This window comes from Cellulomonas citrea (assembly GCF_009829685.1).
Classification (GTDB): Bacteria; Actinomycetota; Actinomycetes; order Actinomycetales; family Cellulomonadaceae; genus Cellulomonas; species Cellulomonas citrea.
This window is the reverse complement of the sequence record NZ_VWSD01000092.1, coordinates 1-12,089: the sequence shown is the minus strand read 5'-3', so window position 1 is coordinate 12,089 and position 12,089 is coordinate 1. Positions and strand designations below refer to the sequence as shown.

11 protein-coding genes and 1 pseudogene are annotated in these 12,089 nt (G+C 72.4%); 8 read left to right on the top strand and 4 right to left on the bottom strand.

From position 1 onward, the window contains the following. Positions 1 to 205, top strand: a pseudogene (locus F2B26_RS10845) (DNA polymerase III subunit delta); the annotation flags it as partial. Between the two features lie 111 nt (positions 206 to 316). Here the strand turns inward: F2B26_RS10845 and F2B26_RS10840 are convergent. Beyond that, on the bottom strand, positions 317 to 952 hold the full coding sequence (locus tag F2B26_RS10840) for an EAL domain-containing protein (RefSeq protein WP_235929614.1): 636 nt from the start codon (positions 950 to 952) through the stop codon (positions 317 to 319). A gap of 122 nt (positions 953 to 1,074) precedes the next feature. Continuing rightward, positions 1,075 to 1,797: a YuxH family protein gene (locus F2B26_RS10835; RefSeq protein ID WP_159809216.1), complete on the bottom strand. Its 723-nt coding sequence runs from the start codon at positions 1,795 to 1,797 to the stop codon at positions 1,075 to 1,077. A gap of 202 nt (positions 1,798 to 1,999) precedes the next feature. Between F2B26_RS10835 and F2B26_RS17585 the strand changes: the two genes are divergently transcribed. After that, entirely contained in the window at positions 2,000 to 2,134 is a 135-nt protein-coding gene (locus F2B26_RS17585) for a hypothetical protein (protein WP_268891102.1), read from the top strand. A 178-nt stretch (positions 2,135 to 2,312) separates the two neighbouring features. Further along, positions 2,313 to 3,770, top strand: coding sequence for a helix-turn-helix domain-containing protein (locus F2B26_RS10830; protein WP_159809214.1), 1,458 nt, complete (start codon positions 2,313 to 2,315; stop codon positions 3,768 to 3,770). Between the two features lie 170 nt (positions 3,771 to 3,940). Here the strand turns inward: F2B26_RS10830 and rpsT are convergent, their stop codons facing one another. Then, positions 3,941 to 4,201, bottom strand: coding sequence for a 30S ribosomal protein S20 (rpsT, locus tag F2B26_RS10825; RefSeq protein WP_159809212.1), 261 nt, complete (start codon positions 4,199 to 4,201; stop codon positions 3,941 to 3,943). A gap of 358 nt (positions 4,202 to 4,559) precedes the next feature. Between rpsT and F2B26_RS10820 the strand changes: the two genes are divergently transcribed. From F2B26_RS10820 to F2B26_RS10810, 3 genes are read left to right on the top strand one after another with little or no spacing between them, the layout of a single operon-like run. Beyond that, a complete protein-coding gene (locus tag F2B26_RS10820; RefSeq protein ID WP_159809210.1) occupies positions 4,560 to 6,161 on the top strand; it encodes a circularly permuted type 2 ATP-grasp protein in 1,602 nt (533 codons plus the stop codon). Continuing rightward, complete coding sequence (locus F2B26_RS10815) at positions 6,155 to 7,084, top strand: alpha-E domain-containing protein (protein WP_159809208.1); 930 nt, start codon at positions 6,155 to 6,157, stop codon at positions 7,082 to 7,084. Before F2B26_RS10820 ends, F2B26_RS10815 begins: the two co-directional genes overlap by 7 nt. After that, positions 7,081 to 7,947, top strand: coding sequence for a transglutaminase family protein (locus F2B26_RS10810; protein WP_235929613.1), 867 nt, complete (start codon positions 7,081 to 7,083; stop codon positions 7,945 to 7,947). Before F2B26_RS10815 ends, F2B26_RS10810 begins: the two co-directional genes overlap by 4 nt. Before the next feature lie 11 nt (positions 7,948 to 7,958). Here F2B26_RS10810 and F2B26_RS10805 read toward each other — a convergent pair whose 3' ends face one another. Then, complete coding sequence (locus F2B26_RS10805; RefSeq protein WP_159809206.1) at positions 7,959 to 8,666, bottom strand: maleylpyruvate isomerase family mycothiol-dependent enzyme; 708 nt, start codon at positions 8,664 to 8,666, stop codon at positions 7,959 to 7,961. A 64-nt stretch (positions 8,667 to 8,730) separates the two neighbouring features. On the opposite strand from F2B26_RS10805, the gene lepA reads away from it, so the two are divergent. Continuing rightward, complete coding sequence (lepA, locus tag F2B26_RS10800) at positions 8,731 to 10,602, top strand: translation elongation factor 4 (protein WP_159809204.1); 1,872 nt, start codon at positions 8,731 to 8,733, stop codon at positions 10,600 to 10,602. Further along, positions 10,599 to 11,834 carry a radical SAM family heme chaperone HemW gene (gene hemW / locus F2B26_RS10795; protein ID WP_159809202.1) on the top strand — a complete coding sequence of 412 codons (1,236 nt, stop codon included), beginning with the start codon at positions 10,599 to 10,601 and terminating at the stop codon, positions 11,832 to 11,834. The genes lepA and hemW overlap by 4 nt, the downstream gene beginning before the upstream one ends. Positions 11,835 to 12,089 lie beyond the last annotated feature (255 nt).

Sequence of the window (12,089 nt, the reverse complement as noted above, 5' to 3'; positions counted from 1 at the left end):
GGCGGCGGCGGCCCGTGAGCTGGGGCTGGCGCCGTGGCAGGTCGACCGGGCGGTCACCGAGCTGCGGCACTGGACCCCTGAGGGGCTGGCCGTCGCCATCACCGCCGTCGCCGAGGCGGACGCCCAGGTCAAGGGGGAGAGCCGGGACCGCGCGTACGCGGTCGAGCGCGCGGTGATCCGGGTGGCGCAGGCCGCGAGTCGCTGACGGCGGACCGATGCCGGCACCGGGCATGACGGCGCGCGGGGCCACGGCACACGAGGGCTGACGTCACCACAGGTCTGACGGCACACCGGGCGTGGTGCCCACCCGGCCGGACTAGAGCAGCGGCATCGTCATGGCAGGTCCGAGGGCGTCGCCCTGGAGCAGGCCGAAACCGAGCTTTGCGCAGTGCGCGACGAGCTCGGGCGTCTCCACGCGCTCGGCGATGAGCTGAGCGCCGCAGCTGCGACCGATCTCCAGCAGCCTCGCACCCTGCTCGAGCAGGTCCCGGCAGTCGATCTTCACGAAGTCGGCGTAGGGGAGCATCGCGACCTGGTCGGAGGTGGCGGTGAAGTCGTCGATGGCGATCCGGTAGCCCCGGGCCCGCAGCCGGCGCAGGCCCAGCACGACACCCTCGTCACCGGGGACGGACTCGACGATCTCGAGCACGAGCCGGCCGAGGTGGGCGGGCAGCGGCCGGTCACGGACCAGGAAGGATCTCGTGACGTTGACGAACACGAGCGTCTCGGAGTCGGCCGCGCGCCCGGTCTCCTCGAACAGCGAGCGCAGCACGGACGCCGAGGCGACGTCCTGCCGCTCGGCACGCCACAGGTCGACCCCGGCCGGGCGTCCGACCCGCGAGCGGTAGAGGTACTCGTGGCCGAGCAGCGCACCCGTCGTGGTCCAGATCGGCTGGCGTGCCACCGGCGGGCGCTGGGTCGGCACCCGGGTCAGGTAGGTCGCAGTGCTCACGCCGGATGGGAGGGCGGAGCCAGGTCCGTCATGACGGCGTTGTGACTGCCCATCCTGCGACTCACCCGTTCGGCTCATCGTGCCATCCTCGTCCATGACGGCTCCGTCCCGGTCACCACGGGTCAGTGCCTCGCCCGGGGGGACGTCGACGGGACGACCAGACCCGCGCGCTCGAGCAGGTTGCCCTGGAACAGGGTGAGGCCGAGCTCGCGCGCAGCGTCGAGCTCGGCCTCGTGCTCGACGTACTCGCCGATGAGGGTCGCGCCGCACGAGCGGGCGACCCGGACGACAGGGTGGCCCTCGACGTCGAGGTCGCGGACGTCGATCTTGACGTAGTCGGCGAGGGGCAGCAGCCGGCGCTGGTGGGGGCGGTCCGAGAACGACGGGAGCGCCGTGCGGAAGCCTCGACGGCGCAGCCGGCCGATCTCGATGAGTGTGGGGGTGTCCACCTCCAGACCCCGCGGGAGCACGAGGACGAGGCGGTCCGACCGCTCCGGCAACGGAAGGTCGCCGAGCAGGTGCGCCCTGGTCGCACGGATGAAGACGAGCTGGTGGGCCGCCAGCTCGGCGAGGTGGTCGGTCTCGACGACGAAGCGCAGCACCTGCGACGTCGCGCGCTCGTGGTCGTCGGTGGACCAGTCGGAGGGCTCCCGCACCTGGGGGGATCTGAACGAGAGGTCGTAGCCCATCACCCGACCGGCAGCGGTGAAGATCGCCTGTCGCGCCACGGCCACGGGCTGGCGTCCGAGGTGCTGGTGCCAGGCGGTCGCCAGGGGCGCGGGGATCGCCTCGTCGACAGCGGCGGCAAGGCGCGCGTAGGCGCTGTCGCCGGCTGTTCCTGTCATGGCGACATGACACCACACGACCAGGTCGGGCGACCAGGTCTGTGCGGGTGGATTTCGCGCCGACGTCTGTCCTCCAGGTGTGCACTGTGCGGATGCGATGTGGCAGGACGGTGACAGTCGCCGAAGAACCGGCGACAAGACCAGGAGAATCTGGTCATAATGCATGTGACCGGTGTTCGCCCTCTCGTGACTGGAGTTCCACATGTCCCGCACCGCCAAGATCGTTGCTGCCGCCGCCGTCGTGCTCGCCACGCTCGGGATGTCCGCCACCGCCGCGACCGCCGCGCCCTCGAAGATCAACACCGGCGCGTCGGGCTGCTGCCGCACCGTGAACTGACATCCGCACCTTCTTCGATTCGCCACTCTGCTCCGGGTGGGTGAACCGATCGCAGGGCCGGCCCCGACGGGGTCGGCCCTGCGGCATGCTGAGCAGTTACGACATGCCTGGCTGGGCCGAACAGGTGGTCCGAAATGTGGGGCTGTTCTGAACGCCAGTCATAGGTACAATGACTGCCATGACGACTATTGCTGACCGCGTGCGGGAAGCACGGCTCGCGGCGGGTCTGTCCCAGACCAGGCTCGCCGGGGATGCGTTCTCCCCGAGCTACATCTCGCTGATCGAGGCGGGGCACCGCGAGCCCACCGACGCCGCACTGGCCGTCCTGGCCGAGCGGCTCGGCACCACCTTGGAGTTCCTCAAGCACGGCGAGGAAGGACCCAACGAGGCCCGGACCCGGCTCGAGCTCGACTACGCCCGGCTCGCGCTGGTGAACGGTGAGGCCGCCGACGCGGCCCGCCGGGTCGCCCAGCTCGACCTGGACGTCGTCACGCCACGGCTGCGGGCCGAGGCCCTCTTCACCCGGGCGCGTGCGCTGGAGATGCTCGGCCAGCTCGAGGAGTCGATCGCGATCCTCGAACCGCTCTACACCGATGCGCTGCGTGCGGGCGACCACCTGGAGCTCGCGCGGCTCGCCGTCGACCTCGTCGTCACCTACCTCGAGGCCGGCGACCTGCACCGCAGCGTGGAGGTCGGGGAGCGCACCATGTCGCTCCTCGAGGACGCGGAGCTGAGCGGGACCGATGAGCACCTGCGGCTGGGCTCGACCCTGCTGTGGTCCTACGTGGAGCGTGGCGACCTGCTGTTCGCCGCCCAGCGGGTGTCCGAGCTCATCCGGGTCGCCGAGCAGCTGGGCACCCCGCGTGGTCGCGGGAGCGTCTACTGGAACGCCGCCGTCGTGGCCGAGGAACGCCGCGACTACGAGCAGGCGCAGCGGTTCACCGAGCGGGCGCTGGCGCTGCTGGGCGAGGGTGAGGCGGACCGGGACATCCCACGGCTGCGGGTCAACTACGCGTGGCTGCTGCTGCGGTCCGACCCGCCCGAGCCGCAGGCCGCCCTCGACCAGCTCGACAAGGCCGAACGGTGGCTCGTCGTGCTGGGGTCCGCGGGTGACCGCGCCCGGATGGATGTCGAGCGTTCCCGGGCGTACCTCCTGCTGGGCGACGTCGACCGGTCCACCGAGCATGCGCGGGCCGCGTTCGAGCTGCTCGGCGACATGCCGCGGCTGGAGACCACGACGGCGCTCGTGGCGCTCGGTGACGCGCTCGAGGCGCGGGGCGACGACGCCGGTGCGGCCGGCGCCTACGAACGGGCCGCGTCGATGCTGGCGATGATGTCGGCGTCCCGGCAGTCGGCCTCGATCTGGCGCGACCTGGGGGACCGCTACATGTTCCGCGGGGAGGTCAAGCGGGCGGCCGAGACCTTCGACCGGGCGCTGCGCGAGGCGGGTCTGCGCCCGTCCATCCCGGTGGAGGCCATCGGCGAGGTGAAGCGTTCGCGGGAGGCCCGCGGCGAGGTCAAGGCCCCGTCCGACGAGGTGAAGGCCCCCTCGGACGAGGTGAAGGGGCGGTTCGCCGAGGTGAAGATCTCGGGGGAGTCGGTGACGTTCGCGGATTCGGAGGGCTTCGCGGGCTGATCCGGCTGGCGCCTGCCGTCGACGGAGCGGACGGCAGGCACACAACAACAGTGAGGGCGTCACCCCGCAGGGGGGGTGACGCCCTCACTGTCGTCTACGACAGGTGTCGAGACCGGCAGGCCGTCGCCAGGTGATCCGGCGACGGACGGCTCAGCCGGCCTCGCGGCTGCTCAGAGCGAGCCGACGGCCTTCGACAGCGCCGACTTCTTGTTGGCAGCCTGGTTGGCGTGGATGACGCCCTTCGAGACGGCCTTGTCGAGCTTGCGCGACGCGGTGGCCAGAGCCGTGGTGGCGGCCTCCTTGTCGGCGCTGGCGACGGCCTCGCGCACGCGCCGGATGTAGGTCTTGAGCTCCGACTTCACCGCCTTGTTGCGCAGGCGAGCCTTCTCGTTGGTGCGGATCCGCTTGATCTGGGACTTGATGTTCGCCACGTGTGGACTTCCTCGTGCAGATTCGGACAGGTCTGAGGGTGGGCCACTGCTCCGGACCGGGGAGTGGGGCGCCCCGTGGCGAACAGCTAGCCGGCGCCCGACCGTGACGGCGGGCGCGCGACTGGTCATGCTACCAGTCACGCCGGTCACGTCGCACCGGGCGCCGCCCGCCCGGGTCCGCACCTCGGTCCGCCCCGTGACCGCGCCCTCGGCAGCACCCAGACCGATGGTCCGCCGTGCGCCGATCCCGCCCCGGGCGGTTGGTGGGTGCGCCTCGCCGAGCGGGCCCGATCGGCGGCCCACCTGCCGTTCTTCGTGCCGTAACGACGGCGTGACACGGCGGCGCTAGTGTCCGAGCATGGCCGACCTCTTCGACGACTACCCCGAGGGGGTGGCCTGGGACGAGATGGTCGAGGCCGCCGGCGTGCGCAAGCCGTACCGGCGCGTCCACGAGGCGTTGTCGACGATGTCCCTGGCGGATGTGCGCGCGCGTGCCGAGTCCCTTGCCGGCAGCTACCTGCGCCAGGGCGTCACCTTCGACTTCGCCGGTGAGGAGCGCCCGTTCCCCATCGACGTCGTGCCGCGTGTCATCGGCGGCGACGAGTGGGACCGGGTGGCCCCGGGGGTGGCCCAGCGGGTGCGAGCCCTCGAGGCCTTCCTCGCCGACGTCTACGGCACCCAGCAGGTCGTGGCCGACGGTGTGGTGCCGCGGTCGGTCATCGTCTCCTCGACCCACTTCCACCGGGCCGCGCGCGGGGTGGAGCCGCCCAACGGCGTCCGGGTGCACGTGGCGGGCATCGACCTCATCCGGGACGGCGCCGCCGGCTGGCGGGTGCTGGAGGACAACGTCCGGGTGCCCAGCGGGGTCAGCTACGTGCTGTCCAACCGGCAGGCGATGGCCCAGACCTTCCCCGAGCTGTTCGCCGCGCTGCGGATCCGGCCGGTCAACGACTACCCGCGTCGCCTGCTCGCGGCCCTGCAGGCCGCCGCGCCCGCCGGGGTGGACGACCCGACGGTCGTCGTGCTCACCCCGGGCGTCTACAACAGCGCCTACTTCGAGCACACCCTGCTCGCCCGGACCATGGGCGTCGAGCTCGTCGAGGGACCGGACCTGTTCTGCGCCGGCGGGCGGGTGTGGATGCGCACGACGCAGGGCCGCCGGCGGGTCGACGTCATCTACCGCCGGGTGGACGACGACTACCTCGACCCTGTCGTGTTCCGCGAGGACTCGCTGCTGGGCAGCCCGGGCCTGATGAACGCGGCGCGCAACGGCACGGTGACCATCGCGAACGCCGTGGGCAACGGGGTCGCCGACGACAAGCTCATCTACACCTACGTGCCGGACCTGGTGCGCTACTACCTGGGCGAGGAACCGATCCTGCCCAACGTGGACACGTGGCGGCTGGAGGAGCCGGACTCGCTCACCGAGGTGCTCGACCGGCTCGACGAGCTCGTCGTCAAACCGGTGGACGGCTCCGGTGGCAAGGGGATCGTCGTGGGGCCGGCGGCCTCCCGGTCCGAGCTCGCGGCGCTGCGCACCCGGCTGCAGCTGGACCCGCGCGGCTGGATCGCCCAGCCCGTCGTCCAGCTCTCGACCGTGCCGACCCTCGTGGAGGACGGGCTGCGGCCGCGGCACGTCGACCTGCGCCCGTTCGCGGTCAACTCCGGCGACCAGGTCTACGTGCTGCCCGGCGGGCTCACCCGGGTGGCACTGCCCGAGGGGCAGCTCGTCGTCAACTCCTCCCAGGGCGGCGGGTCGAAGGACACCTGGGTGCTCGGCGGCCGGGTGCCGCACCGGGAGACCGTCGGGGCGGCGCGTCCGCAGCCGATCGAGTCCGACCACGCGGTGCCGATGTCGGCCAACCCGCACGACGAGGGCAGCCACGTCGTCATGCAGCAACAGCAACAGCAACAGCAGCAGCAACAGCAGCAGCAGAGGCAGCGAGGTGACCCGTGCTGAGCCGCATCGCCGAGTCGTTGTTCTGGATCGGGCGCTACGTCGAGCGCGCCGACGACACCGCACGGCTGCTCGACGTGCACGTGCAGATGCTGCTCGAGGACCCCTGGGCGGAGGAGGACCTGGCCTGCCGGTCGCTGCTGTCGGTGATGAACCGGACCGCGCCCGACGCCTCGGTGCCGGTGGGCCGGGCCCATGTGCTCGACCTGCTCGCCTACGACCGGTACTCACCGTCCTCGATCGCCGGTGCGCTCACGGCGGCACGGGAGAACGCCCGCCGCGCCCGGGAGATCATCTCCACCGAGCTGTGGGAGGCGCTCAACGCCACCTGGAACCAGCTGCCGGCGCAGATGGCGACCACCCGCACCCACGACTTCTTCGTCTGGGTGCGCGAGCGTGCGGCCGTCGTGGCCGGGATCGTCGACTCGACCATCTCGCGTGACGAGACGTGGAACTTCCTGGTGCTCGGGCGGTCGATGGAGCGGGCCGACATGACCGCCCGGCTGCTCACCACCCGCGCCCTCGCCGGGTCCGCGGGCCCGAGCTGGATCACCTTCCTGCGCTCCTGCGGGGCGCACGAGGCCTTCCTGCGCACCTACCGCGGCACGGCGTCCGACGAGCGTGCGGCCGGCTTCCTGCTGCTGGACCGGCTCTTCCCGCGGTCGGTGGTGCACGCGCTCAACGACGCCGAGGCCTGCCTCACCGGCATCGAGCCGGTGGTCGACCGCGCCGGCATCGACGACGCCCGCCGGCACATCGGGCTGGCACGCACCTCGCTGGAGTACCGCCCGCTGTCCGACATCCTGGACGACCTGCCCCGGGAGATGGAGCAGGTGCAGCGGGCCTGCGGCGCGGCCTCCGACGCGATCCGCGGCCGGTACTTCCCGTCCGGCTCGCCGGCGCAGTGGGTCGGTGAGGCGCTGTGAGCCCGACCGAGCCGCGCCCCGGGGTCACCCGGCTGCGGGTGGTGCACACGACGACCTTCCGGTACGCGGTGCCGGTCACGGCCTCGTACAACGAGGCCAGGATGACGCCGGTGAGCCAGCCCGGGCAGACCGTGCTGTCCACCCGGCTCGAGGTGCAGCCGCAGACCTGGAGCGCCCAGTACGAGGACTACTGGGGCACCGCCGTCACCGCGTTCGAGGTGCTCGCCCCGCACCAGGCGCTGCACATCACCGCCGAGCACCTCGTCGAGGTGGTCGATGCCGGTGAGCTCATCGCCCCCGCGGGCTGGGACGCGCTGCGTTCGCCGCGGGTCCGCGACACGCTCGCGGAGGACCTGTCCGACACCGCGACGACGTGCGTGCCCGACGACGTGGTCGCCCTCGCCGTGGCGGCCGCGGCGGACCTGGCCCCGCAGGAGGCCGCGGTCGCCGTCTGCCACGCGCTGCGCGAGCAGGTGCGCTACATCCCCGGTGTGACGAGCGTGCACACCCCGGCCGCCGAGGCGTGGGCGGCCCGCGCCGGGGTCTGCCAGGACATCGCGCACCTGAGCGTCGGCGCTCTGCACGCGGTGGGCATCCCGGCCCGCTACGTGTCCGGCTACCTGCACCCGGCGGCCGACTCGCCGATCGGGGAGACGGTCTCGGGGGAGTCGCACGCCTGGGTCGAGTGGTGGGTGGGGCGCTGGTACGCCTACGACCCGACGAACTCCGCACCCGTCGGAGCCCACCATGTGGTGCTCGGCAGGGGCCGCTGCTACGACGACGTCGCACCGTTGCGTGGCATCTACGCCGGGGCCGGTGCCGCCGAGCTCGCCGTCCAGGTGCAGATCACGCGCGAGGCCTGAGCCGCCCGGACCTACGGGGTGAGCGCACCGGCCAGTGCCTCGTGCACGGCCGTGGCGTCGCCGGTGACGTGCAGCGTCGGGTCGTCCAGTCCGGTCCGCGCCCACAGCAGCAGCGCCAGGGCGGCCGCGGGGCCGTGCACCGTGGCCGCGGGCGCACCGGCCTGGGCCGACGGCAGCGTCCAGCGACCGGGGGTGTCGGTGGCCACCAGGGTGACCGCCCGTGCGGGCAGCGCGAGCCGTCCCAGCCGGACCTGCCGCGGGGCCATCACGGCCACCACCTCGTCGACGGTGTCCGCCCACAGCGCCGGTGGCACATCGAGGCCCGACCCGCCGGCGGTGCGCAGGTCCCACAGGTGGACGAGGGTCTCGTGCACCTGACGCCGGTGCCAGAACCCGGACACGCCGGACTCGTCCAGCGTCCAGGCAGGGGAGTCCGGGGCGAGCGTGGCCAACGTCGTGAGCAGCTCGTGCGCGCAGCGGCGGTACCCGTCCTCGGCCTGCGCGGGCGACCAGGCGACCGGCTCCGCCTCACGTCGCTGCGCCTGGCCCGCGGCCCAGTGGTGCACCTGGGCCAGGTGCTCCACGAGGTCGCCCACCAGCCAGCTGCCGCACCACGGCACCGGGACGTCCGCAGGCACCGTCGGGACGGTCTGCGCGAAGGCCTCGGTGAGGGCGGTCAAGGTGACCAGGTCGGGCGCGGCGCCACCGAGCGGGTTCATGGGACCATGGTGACGCCCGCCGGCCCCGGCGCCGGCCATCCCTCGACCTTGCGGAGCCACGTCGTTGTCCCCGATCCCTGGTCCGTCCGCCACGGCACGCATCGCCCCCGCGGCCACACCGCCGGAGCTGTTGCGCAACTTCTCGATCATCGCGCACATCGACCACGGCAAGTCGACCCTGGCCGACCGCATGCTGCAGGCCACCGGTGTCGTCGACCCGCGTGCCATGCGGGCCCAGTACCTCGACCGGATGGACATCGAGCGCGAGCGCGGCATCACCATCAAGTCGCAGGCCGTGCGCATGCCGTGGGAGCTGGGCGGCACGCCCTACGCGCTCAACATGATCGACACCCCCGGGCACGTCGACTTCACCTACGAGGTGTCACGCTCCCTGGCCGCCTGTGAGGGCGCCGTGCTCCTGGTCGACGCCGCCCAGGGCATCGAGGCCCAGACGTTGGCCAACCTGTACCTGGCGCTCGAGGGTGACCTCGTCGTGATCCCGGTGCTCAACAAGATCGACCTGCCCGCGGCCCAGCCGGAGAAGTACGCCGAGGAGATCGCCTCCCTGCTCGGTGTCGAGCCCGACTCGGTGCTGCGGATCTCGGCCAAGACCGGGGTCGGGGTCGAGCCGTTGCTGGACCGGATCGTCGAGCTGGTGCCGCCGCCCGTCGGTGATCCGTCGGCCCCCAGCCGGGCGATGATCTTCGACTCCGTCTACGACACCTACCGCGGTGTGGTCACCTATGTGCGGGTGGTGGACGGTGCGCTGAGCGCCCGGGAGCGGATCGTCATGATGTCGACCCGGGCCACGCACGAGCTGCTCGAGATCGGCGTCGTGTCACCCGAGCCGGTGCCGACCCGCGGCCTGGGCGTCGGCGAGGTGGGCTACCTCATCACCGGGGTGAAGGACGTGCGCCAGTCGAAGGTCGGCGACACCGTCACCGATGCGGCCAAGCCCGCCGACGAGGCGCTGGGTGGCTACTCCGACCCCAAGCCCATGGTGTTCTCCGGCCTCTACCCGATCGACGGCACCGACTACCCGGTGCTGCGCGACGCGCTGGACAAGCTCAAGCTCAACGACGCCGCACTGGTCTACGAGCCGGAGACCTCGGTCGCCCTCGGCTTCGGCTTCCGCGTCGGGTTCCTCGGGCTGCTGCACCTGGAGATCGTGCGCGAGCGGCTGGAGCGCGAGTTCGGGCTCGACCTCATCTCGACCGCCCCGAACGTCGAGTACGACGTGAGCCTGGAGGACCGCACCGAGGTCCGGGTGACCAACCCCAGCGAGTTCCCGGCGGGCAAGATCCGCGAGGTCCGCGAGCCGGTGGTCAAGGCGACCATCCTGCTGCCGACCGAGTTCGTGGGCACCGTCATGGAGCTGTGCCAGCAGCGCCGCGGTGACATGCAGGGGATGGACTACCTGTCGGCCGAACGCGTCGAGCTGCGGTACGTCATGCCGCTGGCCGAGATCGTGTTCGACTTCTTCGACCAGCTCAAGTCGCGCACCCGCGGCTACGCCAGCCTCGACTACGAGCCGCAGGGCGAGCAGGCGGCCGACCTGGTCAAGGTCGACATCCTGCTGCAGGGCGAGCAGGTGGACGCCTTCAGCGCGATCGTGCACAAGGACAAGGCGTACGAGTACGGCGTGCGGATGACGGGCAAGCTGCGCGAGCTCATCCCGCGCCAGCAGTTCGAGGTGCCGATCCAGGCCGCGATCGGCGCCCGCGTCATCGCCCGCGAGACCATCCGGGCTATGCGCAAGGACGTGCTCGCCAAGTGCTACGGCGGTGACATCACCCGCAAGCGCAAGCTGCTGGAGAAGCAGAAGGAGGGCAAGAAGCGGATGAAGACCATCGGGCGGGTCGACGTCCCGCAGGAGGCCTTCATCGCCGCGCTGTCCTCGGACGCCGCACCGGCCAAGGACGCCAAGAAGAAGTGAGCCCGGCGCTGCCCGACGGCGACCCGGCGCCCGCCGACGGCGCCCTGCCGGCCAGCGTGCGCGACGGCGCGGGCGACCGTGCGTTCGGGGTCTACCTGCACGTGCCGTTCTGCCGGGTGCGCTGCGGGTACTGCGACTTCAACACCTACACGTCCGCCGAGCTGGGTGGTGGTGCCAGCCAGGCGTCGTTCGCGGCCACCGCCCGGGACGAGGTCGCGCTGGCCGCTCGTGTGCTGGGCGCCGCGGGCCTGCCGTCCCGTCCTGTGTCGACGGTGTTCTTCGGCGGTGGCACGCCGACGCTGCTCCCGGTGGACGACCTGGCCGCCATGCTCGATGCGGTGCGGACCACCTGGGGGCTGGCCGACGACGCCGAGGTCACCACCGAGGCCAACCCCGACTCGGTGACCGCCGACTCGTTGGCGGCGCTCGCGCAGGCGGGGTTCACCCGCGTGTCCTTCGGGATGCAGTCCGCCGTGCCCCATGTGCTGGCCACGTTGGAGCGCACGCACACCCCGGAGCGGGTGCCGCAGGCGGTCGCCTGGGCGCGGGAGGCCGGGCTGCGCACCTCCCTCGACCTCATCTACGGCACGCCGGGGGAGTCGCTCGAGGACTGGGCGACGTCGTTGGCCGCCGTCGTGGACGCGGGGGTCGAGCACGTGTCCGCCTACGCCCTGGTGGTCGAGCCCGGCACCCGGATGGGTGCGCAGGTGCGGCGGGGCGCGCTCGCGATGCCAGACCCCGACACCCAGGCCGCCATGTACGAGCTGGCCGACGAGGTGCTCGGTGCCGCCGGCCTCGAGTGGTACGAGGTGAGCAACTGGGCCGCGACAGCGCAGGACGCGTGCCGGCACAACCTGGCCTACTGGCGCGGTGACGACTGGTGGGGGATCGGCCCGGGTGCGCACAGCCACATCGGCGGGGTGCGCTGGTGGAACGCGAAGCACCCGCGGGCGTACGCGCAGGCCCTGGCCGCCGGTCGCAGCCCGGCGGCTGGTCGCGAGGTGCTCGACGGACCGACCCGGGCGCTTGAGCGTGTGCTGCTCGAGGTGCGGCTGCGCACGGGGTTGCCGCTCACCGCGCTCGACGAGCAGGGCCGCCGGGCCGTGGCCGGGCTCCTCGCGGACGGGCTGGTGGACCCGGCCCCGGCGTTGCGGCGCGCCGACGCCCGGGTGGTGCTCACCCGTCGGGGGCGGTTGCTCGCCGATGCCGTCGTGCGTGCTCTCACCGGCTGACGACGTGCAGCTTCACAATTTCTTCACGAGACCGGCGCGTGCGTTTGACACCCCTGGGCACCTTCGGTTCGCTGAAGCCGACGACTGCCGTTCACACGGCGCACCAGCGATGCAGAGGATCTCGGATGAGCCAGCCACCGACCGGACCCACCCCGCCCCAGCCGGACGAGCCCACCCCGGGAGCTGAGCAGCCCGGCGCCGTCCCGCCCCCGCCGCCGGGAGGCGCCGTCCCGCCCCCGCCCGGCACCGGGTTCC